Source organism: Streptomyces sp. NPDC059852, from assembly GCF_042731455.1.
GTDB lineage: Bacteria > Actinomycetota > Actinomycetes > Streptomycetales > Streptomycetaceae > Streptomyces.
Map to the genome: position 1 here is coordinate 152,608 of NZ_JBHWJK010000012.1, position 18,231 is coordinate 170,838.

The following is an 18,231-nucleotide window of genomic DNA, read 5'->3' on the forward strand; positions in this document are numbered from 1 at the left end:
GGGGCTCAGTCGGTGCCCGCGCGCACCGCGTCGGTCACCTCGGCGACCCGCTCGCGCTCCTCGCGCGCGAACCGCTCGGCGTCCAGCCGCTCGGCGATCTCCTCGTCCTGGGACATGAGCAGGTCCAGGTTCTGGTCGCCCATCTCCAGCACGCCCATGTCGACGTAGGCCTGCTGCAGGCGCCTGCCCCACAGACCGATGTCCTTGACGCAGGGCACGATGCGGGAGAACAGCAGCCTGCGGAACAGCTGGAGGAACTCGGAACGCTCGCTGAGTTCCTCGGCCTCCGCCTTCGGGATGCCGAAGTTCTCCAGGACCTCGACGCCCCGCAGCCGGTCGCGCATGAGGTAGCAGCCCTCGATGACGAACTCCTCGCGTTCGCGGAGCTCGGCGTCGGTGAGCTGCTTGTAGTAGTCGCGCAGGGCCATCCGCCCGAAGGCGACGTGCCGGGCCTCGTCCTGCATGACGTAGGCGAGGATCTGCCGGGGCAGCGGCTTGGTGGTGGTGTCGCGGATCATGCCGAACGCGGCCAGCGCCAGCCCTTCGATGAGCACCTGCATGCCGAGGTAGGGCATGTCCCAGCGGCTGTCGCGCAGGGTGTCGCCGAGCAGGGCCTGGAGGTTGTCGTTGATCGGGTAGACCATCCCGACCTTCTCGTGCAGGAAGCGGCCGTAGATCTCGGCGTGCCGGGCCTCGTCCATGGTCTGGGTCGCCGAGTAGAACTTGGCGTCCATGTCGGGCACCGACTCCACGATCCGCGCGGCGCAGATCATCGCGCCCTGCTCGCCGTGCAGGAACTGGCTGAACTGCCAGGAGGCGTAGTGCCGGCGCAGGTCGCCCCTCTCCCGGTCGTTCATGCGGTCCCAGTGGGGCGTGCCGTACAGGGCCATCGCGTCCTCGGGGGTGCCGAGCGGGTCGTACGGATCGACCTCCAGCTCCCAGTCGATCCTGCGCTGCCCGTCCCACTGTTTGTCCTTGCCCTTCTGGTAGAGGGCGAGGAGCCGTGCGCGGCCGTCGTCGTACTCCCAGTTGAAGCGGGCCGCGCCGGTCGCCGGTACCTGCCAGAGAGGGTCACCCGGATCGTCGGCGTACACGTCGTATGTCGGCATAGGGCGCAGGCTCCTACCGGGTGGACGCGGGGTCAACAAGTGCGGCACAGGGGATTGACGGGCTTGCTGACAGGCAGTCTCATAAGACACGTACGATGTGACCACCGGTAACGAGGTGAGGGACCGATGACTGCCCTGACGGAAGCCGAGGCGCTGGACGGACTGCGCGACGCGCTCGGCCTGCTCAAGGACCGCGAACAGGTGGCCGAACGCCTCCTCGCCTCTTCCGCGAAGCACTCCTTCGACCCCGACAAGGAGCTCGACTGGGACGCGCCCTTCGAGGAGGGCAAGTGGTTCTGGCCCCCGGAGCTCGTCTCGCTCTACGACACCCCGATGTGGAAGCGGATGAGCGAGGAGCAGCGCATCGCGCTCTCCCAGCACGAGGCCGCCGCGCTCGCCTCCCTCGGCATCTGGTTCGAGATCATCCTCATGCAGCTGCTGGTCCGGCACATCTACGACAAGTCCGCGACGAGCGCCCACGTCCGGTACGCGCTCACCGAGATCGAGGACGAGTGCCGGCACTCCAAGATGTTCGCCCGCCTGATCTCCCACGGCGGCACCCCCTGGTACCCCGTCAGCCGCGTCCACCAGAACCTGGGCCGGCTGTTCAAGACGATCTCCACCACCCCGGGCTCCTTCACGGCCACCCTGCTCGGCGAGGAGATCCTCGACTGGATGCAGCGCCTGACCTTCCCGGACGAGCGCGTCCAGACCCTCATCCGCGGCGTCACCCGCATCCACGTGGTCGAGGAGGCCCGGCATGTGCGGTACGCCCGTGAGGAGCTGCGCCGGCAGATGATGACGGCGCCGAGGTGGTCCCAGGAGTTCACCCGGGTCACCTCGGGCGAGTTCGCCCGCGTCTTCTCGGTCGCCTTCGTCAACCCGGACGTCTACACCAACGTCGGCCTCGACAAGAAGGAGGCCATGGCCCAGGTCAAGGCCAGCGGCCACCGCCGGGAGGTCATGCAGACCGGGGCCAGGCGGCTGACCGACTTCCTGGACGACATCGGCGTCCTGCGCGGAGTGGGCCGCCGCCTGTGGAAGTCGTCGGGCCTGCTCGCGTAGGCATCACCCCCGGTCCCCTCCGGCCCGGCGGTTAGGCTTCCTTCCATGCCAGCCGCTCCCGCCTACCGCCGCCTGAGCGTCGAGGAGCGCCGTGCCCAGCTCCTCGACGCCGCTCTCGGACTCTTCGCGCACCGCGCCCCCGAGGAGGTCTCCCTCGACGACGTGGCGGAGGCGGCCGGGGTGTCCCGTCCCCTGGTGTACCGGTACTTCCCGGGCGGCAAGCAGCAGCTGTACGAGGCGGCCCTGCGCTCCGCCGCCGAGGAGCTGCGGACCTGCTTCGACGAGCCCCGCGAGGGCCCCCTGGTCCCCCGGCTCGCCCGCGCGCTCGACCGGTACCTCGCCTTCGTCGACCAGCACGACGCCGGCTTCAGCGCCCTGCTCCAGGGCGGCAGCGTCGTCGAGACGTCCCGGACGACGGCGATCGTCGACGGGGTGCGCCGCGCTGCCGCGGAGCACATCCTGAGGCATCTGGAGGTCGGCGACCCGGGGCTGCGGCTGCGGATGACCGTCCGCATGTGGATCACGGCCGTGGAGGCGGCCTCCCTCATCTGGCTCGACGAGGGCAAGCAGCCGCCCGTGGCGGAACTGCGCGACTGGCTCGTGGACCAGTTCGTCGCCGTGCTGTCGGTCACCGCCGCCCGGGACCCGCAGACCGCCGCGCTGGCCGAGCGCCTCCTGGCGGATGGCTGACACTGGTCCCGTGAAGAGCGAAGACACCCCGTTCGAGGGCGGCCCGATGGACGGCCGCGTGCTGCCGGTGCTGCTGGGCATCACCGGCCACCCGCCGAAGACGTACCGCATCCCCGTCCCGGACCCGGACGGCGGGCCGCCCACGGTCCTCGTCTACCGCAGGGTCCCGCGCGGGCAGGGCGCCCGGCCGGGCCTGTCCCGGCGCTGGAAGTACGCCTACGACCCCGAGGGCGACCAGGGCCGCCGGCTGAACTGGCCGTGGTCGCGTCCCGGCGACACGCCGCGCGGCACGCCGGACGACCCCCACGGGTGACCGGCCTACGCCGAACCGCGCACGTCCCGCGCGCATCCCCGGTGCGTCCGCCCGATGCTCTCGGTGCGAGCAGAGATCCTGTCCGCACCGGAGGTGATGACATGTCAGGAAGGCCGCTGCGTCTGGCGTGCACCGCGGCCGTGCTGTCCGCCGCGCTCCTCGCACCCGGGTCCGCCACGGCGGCCCCCGAACCCCCCGAGCGCACCACCGCCGCCCTGCTGACGGACCTTCAGCGGCTGTACCGGGAGGCGGAGCGCGCGACCGAGACGTACAACGCCACCGAGGAGAAGCTGGCCGAGCAGCGCGCCGAGGTGGCCCGCCTGGACAAGGCCCTCGCCGGCGCGCGGCTGCGGCTGCACGACAGCCGGGGCGCGGCCGGCCGGCTGGCCCGGCAGCAGTACCAGAACGCCACGGCGATCTCCCCGTACGTCCGGCTGCTGCTGGCCCGGGACCCGCAGCACGCCCTGGACCAGGGCCATGTCATCGGGCTGCTGGCGCGTGAGCGCGCCGAGACCGTCGGCCGGCTGACCGGCACGGAACGCGCGGCCGACCGGCTGGCCCGCGCCGCGCGCGCCGCCCTCGACCGGCAACTCGCCCTCGCCGAACGGCAGAAGAAGGACCGCGACACGGTGCGCGAGCGGCTGCGGAAGGTGGAGGAACTCCTCGCCTCCCTCACCGCCGAGCAGCTCGCCGCGCTGGCCGAGCTGGAGAAGAAGGGCGTCACGAAGGCGCAGAAGGACCTGCTGGCGTCGGGCACCCTCGCCGAGGACGACCACAAGCCGTCCGCCCCGGCCCGGCGGGCGATCCGCTTCGCCGAGCGCCAGCTGGGCAAGCCGTACCGGTGGGGCGCCGAGGGCCCGACGTCGTACGACTGCTCGGGGCTGACCCAGCGGGCCTGGGCGCACGCCGGCACCCGCATCCCCCGCACCAGCCAGGAGCAGTGGGCGCGGCTCGAACGCGTCCCGCTGGTCGAACTGCGCCCCGGCGACCTGGTGATCTACTTCCCGGACGCCACGCACGTGGCCCTGTACGTCGGCAAGGGCAAGGTGGTCCAGGCCCCGCGCCCCGGCGAGAAGGTCACGATCTCCCCGATCGCCTCCAACCCGGTCCTGGGCGCGGTCCGCCCGGACACCAGGAAGGCCTGACGGACGCCTCGCGTCTTCCGCGGGTCAGGCCCCGGCGAGTGAGCCCAGGTAGGCCTCGGTCTTCTCCGGGTCGTAGAAGAAGTCCTCGAAGTCGGCCGGGTTGTCGAAGGCGTTGGCGAAGCGGTCGGCGGCCGGCTGGAGCTGCCCCGCGGCGCCGATGAGGTTGAGGACGTGCTCCGGCGGCGGGGCCAGCATGGCGTTCGTCCACTTGGTGACGTGCTGGGCGGTGGCCCAGTAGCGGTCGAACGTGGCCCGCATCCAGGTCTCGTCGAACTCCTTGTCGCCGTGCTCCAGGATCGACGCGAGGTAGGCGGCCGCGCACTTGGACGCGGAGTTGGAGCCCTGCCCGGTGATGGGGTCGTTGGCCACGACGACGTCCGCGACCCCGAGGACCAGGCCGCCGCCGGGGAGCCGGCCGACGGGGTTGCGGACCGTGGGGGCGTACCGCCCGCTCAGTGTGCCGCCGGCGTCCGTCAGCTCCACCTTGGTGGCGCGGGCGTACTCCCACGGCACGTACCGCTCCATGAGTTCCAGGGTCAGGGAGAGGTGCTCGGCCGGGTCCTTCACGCCGGCGAAGACGTCGAGCGGGCCGCCGGGTATGCCCTCCCAGAACAGGATGTCCGCGCGCCCGGACGTCGTCAGGGTCGGCATGACGAACAGCTCGCCGACGCCGGGGACGAGGTTGCAGCGGACGGCCTCGGTGCCGGGGTGCTCCGGGCGCGGGCCCATGCCGTGCACGTAGGCGACCGCGAGGGCGCGCTGGGGCTCGCTGTACGGGGAGCGCTCCGCGTCCCGGCCGAACATCTGGACGAGCTCGCCCTTGCCCGCCGAGACCAGCACGAGGTCGTAGGTGCGGGAGAAGTAGTCGAGGTCGCCGACGGCCGCGCCGTGGATGACGAGCTGGCCGCCGCGCTGGGCGAAGGTCTCCATCCAGCCGGCCATCTTCACCCGCTGGTCGACGGACTGCGCGAATCCGTCGAGCCGGCCCAGCCAGTCGATCGCGCGGGCCGCCGGGCCCTCGGCCCAGGAGCCGGGGGCGGCGACCGAGACGCCGAGTCCTTCGATCTTCGGGGCCTGGGACTCCCAGAAGTTCAGCTGGAGGTCGCGCTCGTGCTGGAGTGCGGTGTGGAACATGCACTGGGTGGACATGACCCGCCCGGAGCGGATCTCGTCCGCGGTCCGGTTGGACATCAGGGTGACCTCGTACCCGTGGGACTGGAGTCCGAGGGCGAGCTGGAGGCCGGACTGGCCGGCCCCGACGACGAGTATCTTCCGCATGCGGGTGAGGGCTCCTAACCGCGATTCACTCGGGGGTGACGTCGAGCGCGTGTCCCACCAGGGACAGAAGGGTCTCGATCACCGAGATCCGGCGCCGCGCGTCCATGATCATTACAGGTATGTGCGCGGGGATCGTCAACGCCTCGCGCACGTCCTCCGGTTCGAACCGCTCGCTGCCGTCGAAGTGGTTGACCGCGACGACGTACGGCAGTCCGCAGCTCTCGAAGTAGTCCAGCGCGGGGAAGCAGTCCTTCAGCCGCCGGGTGTCGGCCATGACGACCGCGCCGATCGCGCCGCGCACCAGGTCGTCCCACATGAACCAGAACCGCTGCTGGCCCGGTGTGCCGAACAGGTACAGCACCAGGTCGTCGTCGAGCGTGATGCGCCCGAAGTCCATGGCCACGGTGGTGGTCGACTTGCCGGGCGTGGCGGTGAGGTCGTCGGTCTCCTCGCTCGCCTCGGTCATCAGCGCCTCGGTCTGCAGCGGCGTGATCTCGGAGACCGCGGTGACCAGCGTGGTCTTCCCGACGCCGAACCCGCCGGCCACGACTATCTTCGTGGCGATCGGGGCCCGCGTGCGGTCCGTCTGCCAGGACCTCAGGTCTTCCTCGGTCGTGTCCTCAAAGACGACGGAGTCCACTCAGCACCCTTTCGAGCAGAGCCCGGTCCGGACGGCCGGTGCCATGACCGGTTCCGGTGCCGTACACACGGATCTTTCCCTGGTCCGCGAGGTCGCTGAGGAGCACGCGGACCACGCCGAGCGGCATCTTCAGCAGCGCGGCGATCTCGGCCACCGTACGCATCCGGCGGCACAGTTCGACGATGGCCCGCAGCTCCGGCATCACCTTGGTGCTGAGCGAGCCGTTCGTGAGCTCCTTGCGCTCCTCGGGGGCCTCCAGCGCGGCCACGAAGGTCTCCACGAGGAGGACGTGACCGAAGCGGGTACGGCCGCCGGTGAGCGAGTAGGGCCGCACACGGGCCGGTTTTCGGTCACCGCCGCGCACGGGGAGCTGTGGCCGGTTCCTCGGGGCGTTGCTCATCGGGTGCTCCCTGCCGACGCGGGCTCCAGCGACTTCCGCAGCTCGCTGCGGAGTTCGGGGGTGAGGACGTGGCCGGCCCGGCCGACGAAGAGCGCCATGTGGTAGGCGACGACGCTCATGTCGCAGTCCGCGGAGCCGTGCACGCCGAGCAGCGAGCCGTCGCTGATGGACATGACGAAGAGGCTGCCCTCCTCCATCGCGACCATCGTGTGCTTCACCCCGCCGAACTCCATGAGCCGGGCCGCGCCGACGGTGAGGCTGCCGATGCCGGAGACGACGGTGGCGAGGTCGGCGGAGGACCCGCGCGGGCCGGAGCGGTCCGCGGACCTCGCCTCGCGGGCCTCGTCGTTGCGTGCCTGGTCCGAGGAGAGGAGGAGCAGGCCGTCGGAGGAGACGACGGCGACCGACTGGATACCCGGCACCTCCTCGACCAGATTCGTCAACAACCAGTGCAGGTTGCGGGCTTCACTGCTCAGTCCGAAGGTACTGGGCGCGGTCAACTGCTTGCCTCCTCGACTGTGCCCCCCGTGGCTGCTTCGGATTCGGTGCGCGCCTCGGCGGGCGTCTCCGGTGCCTTGTTCTGTCCGGTGCGCTCGGCGATCTCGGCCTTGACGTCGCGGTAGCCGGCCTCGGCTCCCTTGCGGAAGCCTCCGAGCCGGCGGCGCAGGGCCTCGGCGTCGACCGTTCCGCCGCGCCGGGGCGGCGGGGCGGACGGTGTGGTGATCCTGGGGGTGCGCTTGGGCAGGCCCTTGTCGGTGACGGGCTCTGCGTCCTCGACGGCTCCGTCGGCCCCGTCGGCCTCGTCCCGGGCGCGCTCGTGGGTGTCGGGACCGATGGCGTACGGGTCGGGCCGCTCGGGCAGCGACTCCTCGGCCGGGGCGGCGGCGGGCTCCGGGATCAGCAGCTCCATCGTCGTCTCGGACGGCGAGGGCGCGGCGGGTGCCTCGGGCTCGGCGGGCGTCTCGGGCTCGGCGGGCGTCTCGGGCTCGGTGAGGGGCTCGGCGTCCCCGGGCTCGGACGGCGCCTCCGACTCCTGCCGCTGTACGGCCTTCTCGGCCAGCTCCACCAGCGGGTCGGCGCCCTTCTGCCGGGCCGGCAGGTGGTTAGAGTTGGCCTCGGCGTCGGCGCCCGGCAGGGAGAAGGTGTGGCCGCCGGCGGGGCGCGGCGCGTCCGTGGGGACCGCGGCGGTGGGGGCGGCGGCCAGCAGGCCCGCGGGCAGGACCGCGACGGCCGCGACACCGCCCTGCTTCTGCTCGCGCAGCTGGACGCGGACGCCGTGCCGGTGGGCGAGGCGGGCGACGACGTACAGGCCGAGGCCCAGGCCGTCCTCGGCCTCCTGGTCGTAGGTGGCCTCGGGGTCGAACTCGGCGAGGCGGGCGTTGAGCCGTGCCAGCCGGTCGCCGGCCATGCCGATGCCCTCGTCCTGCACGGAGAGCATGACCTCGCCGCTCTCCAGCAGCCAGCCGGACACCTCGACGGGCAGGTCCGGCGGCGAGAACGAGGTGGCGTTCTCCAGGAGTTCGGCGAGCAGGTGGGAGAGGTCGTCGGCGGCGAACCCCGCCACGTGCGCGTGCGGCGGCAGCGCGGCGATACGGACCCGCTCGTACCGCTCGATCTCGCTGACGGCGGCGCGGACGACGTCGACGAGCGGCACCGGCCCGGCGTGCTGCTGGACGTGCTCGGTGCCGGCCAGCACGAGGAGGTTCTCGCTGTGCCGCCGCATGACGGTGGCGAAGTGGTCCAGCTTGAACAGGGTGGCGAGGCGCTCGGGGTCCTGCTCGCGCTCCTCCAGGCCCTCGATCACGCCGAGCTGGCGCTCCACCAGGCCGAGGGTGCGCAGGGCCAGGTTGACGAACGTGCCGCCGATGCTGTCGCGCAGGCGCTCCAGCTGGGCGGTGGACTCGGCGAGTTCGCCGCGCAGTTCCTCGCGGGCGTCGGCCATCTTCTGGCGCTGCCCGACCAGGTGCTTGCGGTCGGACTCCAGGGTGGCGATGCGCTCGTGCAGGGTGACGGCCCGGGTGTGCAGCGCGTTGACGGAGTCGACGACCTGGGCGAACTCGTCCTTGCGGCCGGTGAACCGCACGGGTTCCTCGGCGGCCGGGTCGGTGGCGCCCGCGAGCCGGGCGGAGCCGAGCCGCAGCACGGCGAGGGGCCGGGTGAGGCTGCGGGCCATGCCGGTGGCGACGCCCACGGCGAGCAGCATCAGCGCGCCGAGGATCGCAATGTGGATCTCCAGCGCGGTGACGTCGTCGTCGCGCAGCTCCTCCAGGGCCTTGGTGCGGCGGTCGTAGAGCGCCGACTCCGCGCCGCGCATCGAGTCGACGCGGGCGGACAGGGCGGCCGAGGCACGGCGGGTGTCGGTGGCCAGGTCGCGGTCGGAGAGCGTGGGCTGGTCGGTGAGGGCGGCCAGGTACCGCTCGGCGGTGTCGACCTCGGGGCCGGTGACGGTGGAGTCGTAGGAGGCGCGGGCGGCGGGGGCGGCGGTGTCGCGGAAACCGGCGAGGGCCGCGTCGGAGCGCAGCCGGGCCTGCTGGGCGGCGGTGGTGAGCGCGTCGCGCTGCTTGGCGTCGGCGTCCGAGGTGGTCTTCCGGGTGGTGGCGGCCCCGGTGAGCGGGTCGATCACGGTCTGGGTGGTGGTCGGCACGCTCAGCGCGGCGAGCAGCAGTCCGCGCGCGGCGGCGGCCTGCTGCACGGCGGTGTCCAGTTGGGCCAGCGCGTGGGCGCCGGTGCCGGCGCGGGACGGCATCTGCTCGGCCAGCTGCTCGGCGAGCCGGTGCAGTTCGGTGACGGCGCCCGTGTAGGCGGCGTGCGCCTCCAGGGCGCTGCTCTTGCCGGTGAGCGCGGAGCGGCGCAGCGCGGCGACGCCCTCGAGGTCGTCGCGGAGCTCGGCGGGGATGTCGGTGTCGGCGCGCAGCTCCTCGACCTGCCGGTCGACCCGGGCGCTGCGCTGTTCGCTGGGCGCCTTGGACTTGGGGCGGCCGGCGGCGATGTAGGAGGTGACCTCGTCGCGCTCGTCGGCGAGGGAGTGCGCGAGGGTGAGCGCGTTCTGGGTCTGCTCGGCGAGGGTCACCGTGCTCTGCGTGTCGTGCAGCTGCCCGGAGGCGGCGACGACCGAGGGGACTCCGGCGCCGGCGATGGCGGCGGCCACGACGGCCACGGCCACGATCAGCCGGTTCCGTACGTGGGTCGGGCGTCCCTTGCCCGCCGGGGCGGGGGCGTCGGCGGTGCCGGGGATGGGCTGGTCGCCTCCTGCGGAGGCCGTCTGCTTGCCTGAGCGACGAGGCCGCGTCTTCTGCACCGGTGCTCGCATTCCTGACTCGTGGTACCCATGGGTCCGGATGACGTGTCGTCAACTGGCGTCGACCGTACGTACACCCCTCCCCCAAGCTCGCGACTGGGTTCGCGCCCGGGGTGGCCCTCACCGGTCCCCGACCCTCCCAGTGCGGGTGGGCGACGGCCGCACATCACCTGAGCCGCCACCCGAAGGAGTGAACCCCGGAGGGGAGTTGGCGGGCAAGTTCCCCTGGCGCGTGCGGGCTCCTTGCGCGGTGGGCCGGTTGGACGTCTGCGGCGGGCGGTGGCAGTATTCGCCGCCACGCCTTGCCGGAGTCCAGCATTCCTCTCAAATCAGGCGGGTGACCTGCGCGGCCGTGACGATTGAGCGGGAGTCGCGCCCTCCTGGGAGACCTTGTGAAGGGCTCGTGCAGACTGGCCGGATGCGTACCGAGCTAGTTTCGGAGTCGGGCGATCCGGACCGCGCCAACGAGGACTTCGCGAGTGTCGCCCTGCCCGCTTCGGGGCGGGGAGGGGCCCTCGTCGTCCTGGACGGGGTGACGCCGCCGAAGGACGCGACGGGGTGCCGGCACTCCGTCCACTGGTTCACCGCGCGCCTGGGCGGGGCACTGACCGAACTGACCGTTTCCCTCCCCGATGTTCCGCTCGCGGACGTGCTGGGCCGCGCCATCGCCCGTACGGCCGAGGCCCACGCGAGCACCTGTGACCTTTCTCACCCACGCACGCCCCAGGCAACCGTCGTCCTCGCGCGGTGGTCCGCCGGGGCGGTGGAGTACCTCGTGCTGTCCGACTCGGCGCTCCTCGTGGAGTCCCCCGACGGCACGGTGACGGCCCGCCTGGACGACCGGCTGGCCCGGCTGCCGCGTTCGGCACGGGCGACGGACGCCCACATCGACGCGCGTCTGCGCAACAAGGAGGGCGGCTTCTTCACGGCGGCCGCCGATCCCGCGGTGGCCGCGCGCGCGGTGACGGGGACGCTGCCGCGCGAAGAGGTGCGCGCCCTGGCCGCCCTGTCGGACGGTGCGGCCCGCTGGGTGGAGCGCTTCGGGCGGGGCGACTGGGCCGACTGCCTCGCCCTGATCCGCGAGGAGGGCGCGGGCGCGCTGGTGGAGCGGGTCCGGGAGCTGGAGCGAACGCACCGGGGCCGCGGCAAGCGGCACGACGACGCGACGGTGGTGTACGTGGAGCTGTGAGGCGGGCAGGCGCCTCAGTCCATGCCCCGGTTCAGCTGGTTCAGCAGACGGGCCAGTTCGGCGACCTCCTCGCGTTGCCAGTGCGAGAGCTGGGCGACGTAGCGCGCCCGGCGGGCCTCGCGGACCTTGGCGACGCGGCGGCGCCCCTCCTCGGTGAGGTGCACCAGCCAGGCCCGGCCGTCCGCCGGGTCCGGCTCCCGGGCGACGAGCCCCAGGTCCTCCAGGGCGCGCAGCTGGCGCGACATGGTGGCCTTGCCGACGCCGATGAACGCCGCGAGTTCGGTGGCGCGCAGCCGTCCGGACTCGTCCAGCCGGACCAGCAGTCCGTACGCCGCCGACTCCAGGTCCGGGTGGACCTCGCGGGCCATCTCGCCCTGGTTGGCGCGGGCCCGCCGGAAGAGAACCGTCAACTCGCGTTCCAGGTCCAGGAACTCGGGCTGGTCCATACCACCGCGGACAGGCCCGGGTCCGGGCGCCGTCGCGTCGCCGTTGCCGTCTTCGTGCACGTCAGCCCCTGCCTCGTTTTCCCGGCCGTGAAAGTTTCCGCCAACCGGCGTCATCGCCGCAGCTCCGTCAGTATTTCGCAGGCTTAGACCAACGGCAGCCGCCAGGCCCCCTTCCACCAGCCCGTTCCGCTGCCTAGCGTCGTACGGCGGAGCATGACGCTGACATGCTCACGCCACACCCGTGCGCGTTCCCCACCATGCGTCACCGAGCCTTCGGAGGCACGCTATGCCCGTGCACAGACCCGAACAGCGCCACCCCCACAGCCCGTATCCGACCGGACTCCTGCTCACCCTCGTCCTCGCCCTGGCCCTGCTCGTCCTGGCCGCCCAGCCGTCGTCCGCGCGGGACGACTCCACACCGCCGCGCGGCTCCGCGTACATGGGCGTCGGCGTCGCCGCCCACGACGGCACCGACGGCACACCCGCCGGCACCCTGGCCGCCCAGACGGAGGGCGTGGACGTCTCCAGCCACCAGGGCGACGTCGCCTGGTCGACCCTGTGGTCCAGCGGGGTCAAGTGGGCCTACGTCAAGGCCACCGAGGGGACGTACTACACCAACCCCTACTTCGCCCAGCAGTACAACGGCTCCTACAACGTGGGCATGATCCGCGGCGCGTACCACTTCGCGACGCCGGACACCACCAATGGAGCAACCCAGGCCGACTACTTCGTCGACCACGGCGGCGGCTGGTCCCGCGACGGCCGCACCCTGCCCGGCGTCCTCGACATCGAGTGGAACCCGTACGGCGACGCCTGCTACGGCAAGTCCGCGAGCGCGATGGTCACCTGGATCCGCGACTTCGTGAACCGCTACAAGGCCCGCACCGGCCGCGACGCCGTCATCTACACGGCGACCAGCTGGTGGAAGCAGTGCACCGGCAACTCCGGCGCCTTCGCCACGGCCAACCCGCTGTGGATCGCCCGGTACGCGACGGCCGTCGGCGAACTGCCCTCCGGCTGGAGCTACTACACGATGTGGCAGTACACGTCGACCGGCCCGACCGTGGGCGACCACGACCGGTTCAACGGCGCCCTCGACCGGGTCGTGGCCCTGGCCAACGGCTGACCTCCCCCGAACGACGAGGGCCCGGGCCCCCCGAAGGGGACCCGGGCCCGCCCTGTCCGGCGGCGTCCGTCACGCCGCCGCCGGAACCTCCCGGGCCGCGTCGCTGGTGGCCGGCGACAGGGCAAGCTCCAGGACCTGGCGGACGTCGGTCACGGCGTGGACGTCGAGCTTGTCCAGCACCTCGGCCGGGACGTCGTCCAGGTCGGGCTCGTTCCGCTTGGGGATGATCACGGTCGTGACCCCCGCGCGGTGCGCGGCGAGCAGCTTCTGCTTCACCCCGCCGATCGGCAGCACCCGGCCGGTCAGCGAGACCTCACCGGTCATCGCCACGTCCGTACGGACCAGCCGCCCGGACAGCAGCGAGGCCAGCGCCGTCGTCATCGTGATGCCCGCGCTCGGGCCGTCCTTCGGCACCGCGCCCGCCGGGAAGTGGATGTGCACGCCCCGGTCCTTCAGGTCGGCGACCGGCAGCTCCAGCTCGGCGCCGTGGCTGCGCAGGAAGCTCAGCGCGATCTGCGCGCTCTCCTTCATCACGTCACCCAGCTGGCCGGTCAGCGTCAGGCCCGCCGCGCCCGTCTCCGGGTCGGCCAGCGACGCCTCGACGAACAGGACGTCACCGCCCGCGCCGGTCACCGCCAGGCCGGTCGCCACGCCCGGCACCGCCGTACGGCGCTCGGCCGGGTCCTGCGCCGATTCGGGCACGTGGTGCGGCCGGCCGATCAGCCCGCGCAGCTCGCCCTCGGTGACCGTGAACGGCAGCTTCCGCTCACCCAGTTCGTGCTGGGCCGCCACCTTGCGCAGCAGCCGCGCGATGGACCGCTCCAGGGTGCGCACACCCGCCTCGCGCGTGTACTCGCCGGCGAGCTTGCGCAGCGCGCCCTCGTCGAGGGTGACCTCGTCCGCGTTCAGTCCCGCCCGCTCCAGCTGGCGCGGGAGCAGGTGGTCACGGGCGATGACGACCTTCTCGTCCTCGGTGTAGCCGTCGAGGCGGACCAGCTCCATACGGTCGAGCAGGGCCTCCGGGATGGCCTCCAGGACGTTGGCCGTGGCGAGGAACACCACGTCGGACAGGTCGAGCTCAACCTCCAGGTAGTGGTCGCGGAAGGTGTGGTTCTGCGCCGGGTCCAGGACCTCCAGGAGGGCCGCCGCCGGGTCGCCGCGGAAGTCGGAGCCGACCTTGTCGATCTCGTCGAGCAGGACCACCGGGTTCATCGACCCGGCCTCCTTGATCGCCCGCACGATCCGGCCGGGCAGCGCCCCGACGTACGTACGGCGGTGACCGCGGATCTCGGCCTCGTCGCGCACACCGCCGAGGGCGACGCGCACGAACTTGCGGCCCATCGCGTGGGCGACGGACTCACCCAGCGAGGTCTTGCCGACGCCGGGCGGGCCCACGAGCGCCAGCACGGCACCGCCGCGCCGGCCGCCGACGACACCGAGCCCGCGCTCACCGCGCCGCTTGCGGACCGCCAGGTACTCGGTGATCCGCTCCTTCACGTCCTCCAGACCGGCGTGCTCGGCGTCCAGCACGTCCTTCGCGCCCTGGATGTCGTAGGCGTCCTCGGTGCGCTCGTTCCACGGCAGCTCCAGGACGGTGTCCAGCCAGGTGCGGATCCAGGAGCCCTCGGGCGACTGGTCGCTGGAGCGCTCGAGCTTGTCGACCTCCTTGAGCGCGGCCTCGCGGACCTTCTCCGGCAGGTCGGCCGCCTCGACACGGGCGCGGTAGTCGTCGGACTCCTCGCCGTCCTGCTCGCCGTTCAGCTCGCGCAGCTCCTTGCGGACGGCCTCGAGCTGACGGCGCAGCAGGAACTCGCGCTGCTGCTTGTCGACGCCCTCCTGGACGTCCTTGGCGATGGTCTCGGCCACGTCCTGCTCGGCGAGGTGGTCGCGCAGCTGCTGCGTGGCGAGCTTGAGCCGGGCGACCGGGTCGGCGGTCTCCAGCAGCTCGACCTTCTGCTCGGTGGTCAGGAAGGGCGAGTATCCGGAGTTGTCGGCGAGCTGCGAGACGTCGTCGATGGCCTGCACCCGGTCCACGACCTGCCAGGCGCCGCGCTTGCGCAGCCATGCGGTGGCGAGGGCCTTGTACTCCTTCACCAGCTCCGCCACCTGTCCCGGCAGCGGCTCGGGCACGCTCTGGTCGACCGGCGTGCCCTCGACCCACAGCGCCGCACCCGGCCCGGTGGTGCCGGCACCGATGCGCACCCGGCCGCGGCCGCGGATCAGGGCACCGGGATCACCGTCGGCCAGCCGGCCGACCTGCTCCACGGTGCCGAGCACCCCGGTGCTCGCGTAGGTGCCGTCGATACGCGGCACGAGCAGCACCCGGGGCTTGCCGGGTGTGGACCGCGCGGCGGCCTGGGCGGCCTCCACGGCGGCCCGCACATCGGCGTCGTTCAAGTCCAGGGGGACCACCATCCCGGGCAGCACGACCTCGTCGTCGAGCGGCAGCACGGGCAGGGTGAGCGATGTGGACGTCGAAGCCATGATCTCCCCTTAGGCAGTCAAGTTGAGTTACGCCGACTCAATGCTTGACGGCCCCTGATTGTTCCCGGCCCGCCGACGCGTTCGCTGACAGCGATCGAATGCCGACCCGGGGTGCTGGAACAGGGGACGGTGAAAGGGGAAGCCGCAGGACGCGGAGCGCTATTCCGGCCGCTCCCGGCCCACCGGAAACCGCCCCCGGCCACCGGAATCCACAAGGCTCCGACAGGGGCCGGAGCGCGCCGGGGCGGAGCTGGCAGGATGGCCCGGTGCCCACTTCGTACGACACCCCTGTAGTCCTGGACCGTCGCGAAGGCCCCCACGGGGAGGTGGTGCTGCGGCGGCACGGTGACCTGCTCCAGATCATCGCCAACGGCTGCTTCCTGATGGACACCTCCGACGGCCGCTCCGAGCGGCTGCTGGTCGACGTGGCGCTGGACGCGCTGGGCGACCGTTCACGGCCGCACATCCTGATCGGCGGGCTCGGCGTCGGGTTCTCGCTCGCACACGCCGCGGCCGACCCCCGGCCAGGGAGGATCACCGTCGCGGAGCGCGAGCGCGCGATCATCGACTGGCATCGCGGCGGGCCGCTCTCCGGTCTCTCCGCGGCGGCGCTCGCCGACCCGCGGACGTCGATCCTGGAGACCGATCTCGTCACTCATGTGTATGAGACATCCGCCACGTACGACGCGCTGTGCCTCGACATCGACAACGGGCCCGGCTGGACCGTCACCGAGGACAACGAGAGCCTGTACTCACCGGGCGGACTGGCCGCCTGCGCAAGGGCGTTGACACCGGGTGGGGTACTGGCCGTATGGTCCGCGCAGCCCTCTCCGGAATTCGAAGAAACCTTGCGCAATGCCGGATTCCAGCAGGTGCGTACCGAAGAGATCCCCGTTGCCCGGGGCGTTCCGGACGTCGTGCACCTCGCCGTCCGACCTGGATAGCCCTGGCCCGGTGACTCCCCGTACTCTGCTTTCCTGACGCGGATCATTCAAGCGTCAATCGCAAGCATGCGCAGGCACAGCCAGTAAGCGGGATCACCCCACGGATTCCGGAAAGCAACTTTGGGGCGGGCGATGGAGCAGACACACACCTCCCACAACGGCACGGCGGCGACCCCCGGCGCACAGCGCCGGGTCCTGGTGGTCGAGGACGATCCGACCATCGTGGACGCCATCGCGGCCCGTCTGCGCGCCGAGGGATTCCTCGTGCAGACCGCGGGAGACGGCCCGGCGGCCGTCGACACGGCCGAGGCCTGGCAGCCCGACCTGCTGATCCTCGACATCATGCTGCCGGGCTTCGACGGCCTGGAGGTCTGCCGCCGGGTGCAGGCCCAGCGGCCGGTGCCGGTGATGATGCTGACCGCGCGCGACGACGAGACCGACATGCTGGTCGGGCTCGGCGTCGGCGCCGACGACTACATGACCAAGCCGTTCTCCATGCGGGAGCTGGCGGCCCGCGTGCACGTGCTGCTGCGCCGCGTCGAGCGCGCCGCCCTCGCGGCCACCACGCCCCGCTCGGGCATCCTGCGCCTCGGCGAGCTGGAGATCGACCACGCGCAGCGGCGCGTGCGGGTGCGCAGCGAGGACGTGCACCTCACGCCGACCGAGTTCGACCTGCTGGTGTGCCTGGCGAACACCCCGCGCGCGGTCCTCTCGCGCGAGCAGCTGCTGGCCGAGGTGTGGGACTGGGCGGACGCCTCCGGCACCCGGACCGTCGACAGTCACATCAAGGCGCTGCGGCGGAAGATCGGGGCCGAGCGCATCCGCACGGTGCACGGCGTGGGCTACGCCCTGGAGACGCCGACGCCATGAGCGACGGTCCGGCCGTGCGGAGAGGCCCCGGGGAGCCCTGGGGCGGCGTTCGTCCGTTCTCGATCAAGACCAAGCTGGGCGCACTCGTCGTCATCGCGGTCCTGATCACCACCGGACTGTCGATGATCGCGGTGCGCACCCAGACGGAGCTGCGCTTCATCACGGTCTTCTCGATGATCGCCACCCTGCTCATCACGCAGTTCGTGGCGCACTCGCTCACCGCGCCGCTGGACGAGATGAACAAGGTGGCCCGGTCCATCTCCCAGGGCGACTACACGCGCCGGGTCAGCGAGAGCCGCCGCGACGAGCTGGGCGACCTGGCCGGGACGATCAACCTCATGGCCGACGAGCTGGAGGCCCAGGACCAGCAGCGCAAGGAGCTGGTCGCGAACGTCTCGCACGAGCTGCGCACCCCCATCGCGGGCCTGCGCGCGGTGCTGGAGAACGTGGTCGACGGCATCGCCGAGGCCGACCCGGAGACGATGCGCACGGCGCTGAAGCAGACCGAGCGCCTCGGCCGGCTGGTGGAGACGCTGCTCGACCTGTCCCGCCTGGACAACGGCGTCGTCCCGCTGCGGATGCGCCGCTTCGAGGTGTGGCCGTATCTGTCCGGGGTGCTGAAGGAGGCCAACATGGTCGCCTCAGCGCGCGCGGGCATGACCTCGGGCTCCGGCAGCCACACCCGCACCGACGTGCATCTCCACCTCGACGTGTCGCCGCCGGAGCTGACCGCGCACGCCGACCCCGAGCGCATCCACCAGGTCGTCGCCAACCTGATCGACAACGCGATCAAGCACAGCCCGGCGCACGGCCGGGTCACGGTCAAGGCGCGGCGCGGCCCGTACCCGGAGTCGCTGGAGCTGGAGGTCCTGGACGAGGGTCCGGGCATCCCGCGCTCGGACTGGCACCGGGTCTTCGAGCGCTTCAACCGGGGCGCGGTGAGCCGGCCGCACGGGCCGGGCAGCGACGGCGGCACGGGTCTGGGGCTGGCGATCGCGCGCTGGGCGGTGGATCTGCACGGCGGCCGGATCGGTGTGGCCGAATCGGACCGGGGTTGCCGGATTCTTGTCACACTTCCAGGGCAGCCGTCCGTACAAAGTTGACGTAAAGTTCGAAGCGGAGCGCCAAGATCCACACGCGTCGTGCCTGACAGGCCGTGTGATCAGGTACAGACCTGCGCCGTCGCAGCGTCAGCTCGCGGCCGCGCCATCCCATTTGCGGGCCGCTGAAGCGG

At 72.1% G+C, this 18,231-nt stretch carries 17 protein-coding genes; 9 read left to right on the top strand and 8 right to left on the bottom strand.

Annotated elements, in window-relative coordinates; translation table 11 throughout:
• Window positions 1-5: 5 nt before the first annotated feature.
• Window positions 6-1,109: a ferritin-like domain-containing protein gene (locus tag ACFV46_RS18040; RefSeq protein WP_385498850.1), complete on the bottom strand. Its 1,104-nt coding sequence runs from the start codon at window positions 1,107-1,109 to the stop codon at window positions 6-8.
• A gap of 126 nt (window positions 1,110-1,235) precedes the next feature.
• Here ACFV46_RS18040 and ACFV46_RS18045 point away from each other — a divergent pair, with 126 nt between their 5' ends.
• The 4 genes from ACFV46_RS18045 to ACFV46_RS18060 all read left to right on the top strand — a co-directional run bounded on the left by ACFV46_RS18045 (window position 1,236) and on the right by ACFV46_RS18060 (window position 4,322).
• Complete coding sequence (locus ACFV46_RS18045) at window positions 1,236-2,174, top strand: diiron oxygenase (RefSeq protein ID WP_361926009.1); 939 nt, start codon at window positions 1,236-1,238, stop codon at window positions 2,172-2,174.
• A gap of 45 nt (window positions 2,175-2,219) precedes the next feature.
• A complete protein-coding gene (locus ACFV46_RS18050) occupies window positions 2,220-2,864 on the top strand; it encodes a helix-turn-helix domain-containing protein (RefSeq protein WP_361926007.1) in 645 nt (214 codons plus the stop codon).
• A gap of 10 nt (window positions 2,865-2,874) precedes the next feature.
• A complete protein-coding gene (locus tag ACFV46_RS18055) occupies window positions 2,875-3,177 on the top strand; it encodes a hypothetical protein (protein WP_361926005.1) in 303 nt (100 codons plus the stop codon).
• Window positions 3,178-3,278: 101 nt separating this feature from the next.
• Complete coding sequence (locus ACFV46_RS18060; protein WP_385498851.1) at window positions 3,279-4,322, top strand: NlpC/P60 family protein; 1,044 nt, start codon at window positions 3,279-3,281, stop codon at window positions 4,320-4,322.
• 24 nt (window positions 4,323-4,346) lie between these two features.
• Here ACFV46_RS18060 and ACFV46_RS18065 read toward each other — a convergent pair whose 3' ends face one another.
• From ACFV46_RS18065 to ACFV46_RS18085, 5 genes are read right to left on the bottom strand one after another with little or no spacing between them, the layout of a single operon-like run.
• Entirely contained in the window at window positions 4,347-5,600 is a 1,254-nt protein-coding gene (locus ACFV46_RS18065) for a styrene monooxygenase/indole monooxygenase family protein (protein WP_361926001.1), read from the bottom strand.
• Window positions 5,601-5,625: 25 nt separating this feature from the next.
• A complete protein-coding gene (locus tag ACFV46_RS18070; RefSeq protein ID WP_192806207.1) occupies window positions 5,626-6,240 on the bottom strand; it encodes an ATP/GTP-binding protein in 615 nt (204 codons plus the stop codon).
• Complete coding sequence (locus ACFV46_RS18075) at window positions 6,221-6,640, bottom strand: DUF742 domain-containing protein (RefSeq protein WP_062668248.1); 420 nt, start codon at window positions 6,638-6,640, stop codon at window positions 6,221-6,223. Before ACFV46_RS18075 ends, ACFV46_RS18070 begins: the two co-directional genes overlap by 20 nt.
• On the bottom strand, window positions 6,637-7,140 hold the full coding sequence (locus ACFV46_RS18080; RefSeq protein WP_361925997.1) for a roadblock/LC7 domain-containing protein: 504 nt from the start codon (window positions 7,138-7,140) through the stop codon (window positions 6,637-6,639). Before ACFV46_RS18080 ends, ACFV46_RS18075 begins: the two co-directional genes overlap by 4 nt.
• On the bottom strand, window positions 7,137-9,950 hold the full coding sequence (locus ACFV46_RS18085) for a nitrate- and nitrite sensing domain-containing protein (protein WP_385498852.1): 2,814 nt from the start codon (window positions 9,948-9,950) through the stop codon (window positions 7,137-7,139). The genes ACFV46_RS18080 and ACFV46_RS18085 overlap by 4 nt, the downstream gene beginning before the upstream one ends.
• Before the next feature lie 406 nt (window positions 9,951-10,356).
• Here ACFV46_RS18085 and ACFV46_RS18090 point away from each other — a divergent pair, with 406 nt between their 5' ends.
• Window positions 10,357-11,127: a protein phosphatase 2C domain-containing protein gene (locus ACFV46_RS18090; RefSeq protein ID WP_376729123.1), complete on the top strand. Its 771-nt coding sequence runs from the start codon at window positions 10,357-10,359 to the stop codon at window positions 11,125-11,127.
• Window positions 11,128-11,141: 14 nt separating this feature from the next.
• On the opposite strand, the gene ACFV46_RS18095 is transcribed toward ACFV46_RS18090, so the two are convergent.
• Window positions 11,142-11,633, bottom strand: a complete 492-nt coding sequence (locus tag ACFV46_RS18095; protein ID WP_376729122.1) for a MarR family winged helix-turn-helix transcriptional regulator — start codon at window positions 11,631-11,633, stop codon at window positions 11,142-11,144.
• A gap of 226 nt (window positions 11,634-11,859) precedes the next feature.
• Here ACFV46_RS18095 and ACFV46_RS18100 point away from each other — a divergent pair, with 226 nt between their 5' ends.
• The gene (locus ACFV46_RS18100) at window positions 11,860-12,699 is read left to right on the top strand and encodes a lysozyme (protein WP_385498853.1); all 840 of its coding nucleotides are present in this window, start codon (window positions 11,860-11,862) and stop codon (window positions 12,697-12,699) included.
• 69 nt (window positions 12,700-12,768) lie between these two features.
• Here the strand turns inward: ACFV46_RS18100 and lon are convergent, their stop codons facing one another.
• Complete coding sequence (gene lon / locus ACFV46_RS18105; protein WP_361925988.1) at window positions 12,769-15,183, bottom strand: endopeptidase La; 2,415 nt, start codon at window positions 15,181-15,183, stop codon at window positions 12,769-12,771.
• Between the two features lie 266 nt (window positions 15,184-15,449).
• On the opposite strand from lon, the gene ACFV46_RS18110 reads away from it, so the two are divergent.
• The 3 genes from ACFV46_RS18110 (at window position 15,450) to ACFV46_RS18120 (ending at window position 18,100) form a co-directional block, all read left to right on the top strand.
• Entirely contained in the window at window positions 15,450-16,127 is a 678-nt protein-coding gene (locus tag ACFV46_RS18110; protein ID WP_376729121.1) for a spermidine synthase, read from the top strand.
• Between the two features lie 132 nt (window positions 16,128-16,259).
• Window positions 16,260-16,997: a response regulator transcription factor gene (locus ACFV46_RS18115; RefSeq protein ID WP_030956984.1), complete on the top strand. Its 738-nt coding sequence runs from the start codon at window positions 16,260-16,262 to the stop codon at window positions 16,995-16,997.
• Window positions 16,994-18,100 (top strand): sensor histidine kinase, encoded by a 1,107-nt coding sequence (locus ACFV46_RS18120; RefSeq protein WP_376729120.1) that lies wholly within the window; start codon window positions 16,994-16,996, stop codon window positions 18,098-18,100. The genes ACFV46_RS18115 and ACFV46_RS18120 overlap by 4 nt, the downstream gene beginning before the upstream one ends.
• The last annotated feature ends 131 nt before the right edge of the window (window positions 18,101-18,231 follow it).

Coding starts and splice junctions, on each gene's coding strand:
- ACFV46_RS18040 (WP_385498850.1), bottom strand. CDS start 1,109: ATGCCGACATACGACGTGTACGCCGACGATCCGGGTGACCCTCTCTGG.
- ACFV46_RS18045 (WP_361926009.1), top strand. CDS start 1,236: ATGACTGCCCTGACGGAAGCCGAGGCGCTGGACGGACTGCGCGACGCG.
- ACFV46_RS18050 (WP_361926007.1), top strand. CDS start 2,220: ATGCCAGCCGCTCCCGCCTACCGCCGCCTGAGCGTCGAGGAGCGCCGT.
- ACFV46_RS18060 (WP_385498851.1), top strand. CDS start 3,279: ATGTCAGGAAGGCCGCTGCGTCTGGCGTGCACCGCGGCCGTGCTGTCC.
- ACFV46_RS18065 (WP_361926001.1), bottom strand. CDS start 5,600: ATGCGGAAGATACTCGTCGTCGGGGCCGGCCAGTCCGGCCTCCAGCTC.
- ACFV46_RS18075 (WP_062668248.1), bottom strand. CDS start 6,640: ATGAGCAACGCCCCGAGGAACCGGCCACAGCTCCCCGTGCGCGGCGGT.
- ACFV46_RS18085 (WP_385498852.1), bottom strand. CDS start 9,950: ATGCGAGCACCGGTGCAGAAGACGCGGCCTCGTCGCTCAGGCAAGCAG.
- ACFV46_RS18090 (WP_376729123.1), top strand. CDS start 10,357: ATGCGTACCGAGCTAGTTTCGGAGTCGGGCGATCCGGACCGCGCCAAC.
- ACFV46_RS18100 (WP_385498853.1), top strand. CDS start 11,860: ATGCCCGTGCACAGACCCGAACAGCGCCACCCCCACAGCCCGTATCCG.
- lon (WP_361925988.1), bottom strand. CDS start 15,183: ATGGCTTCGACGTCCACATCGCTCACCCTGCCCGTGCTGCCGCTCGAC.
- ACFV46_RS18115 (WP_030956984.1), top strand. CDS start 16,260: ATGGAGCAGACACACACCTCCCACAACGGCACGGCGGCGACCCCCGGC.
- ACFV46_RS18120 (WP_376729120.1), top strand. CDS start 16,994: ATGAGCGACGGTCCGGCCGTGCGGAGAGGCCCCGGGGAGCCCTGGGGC.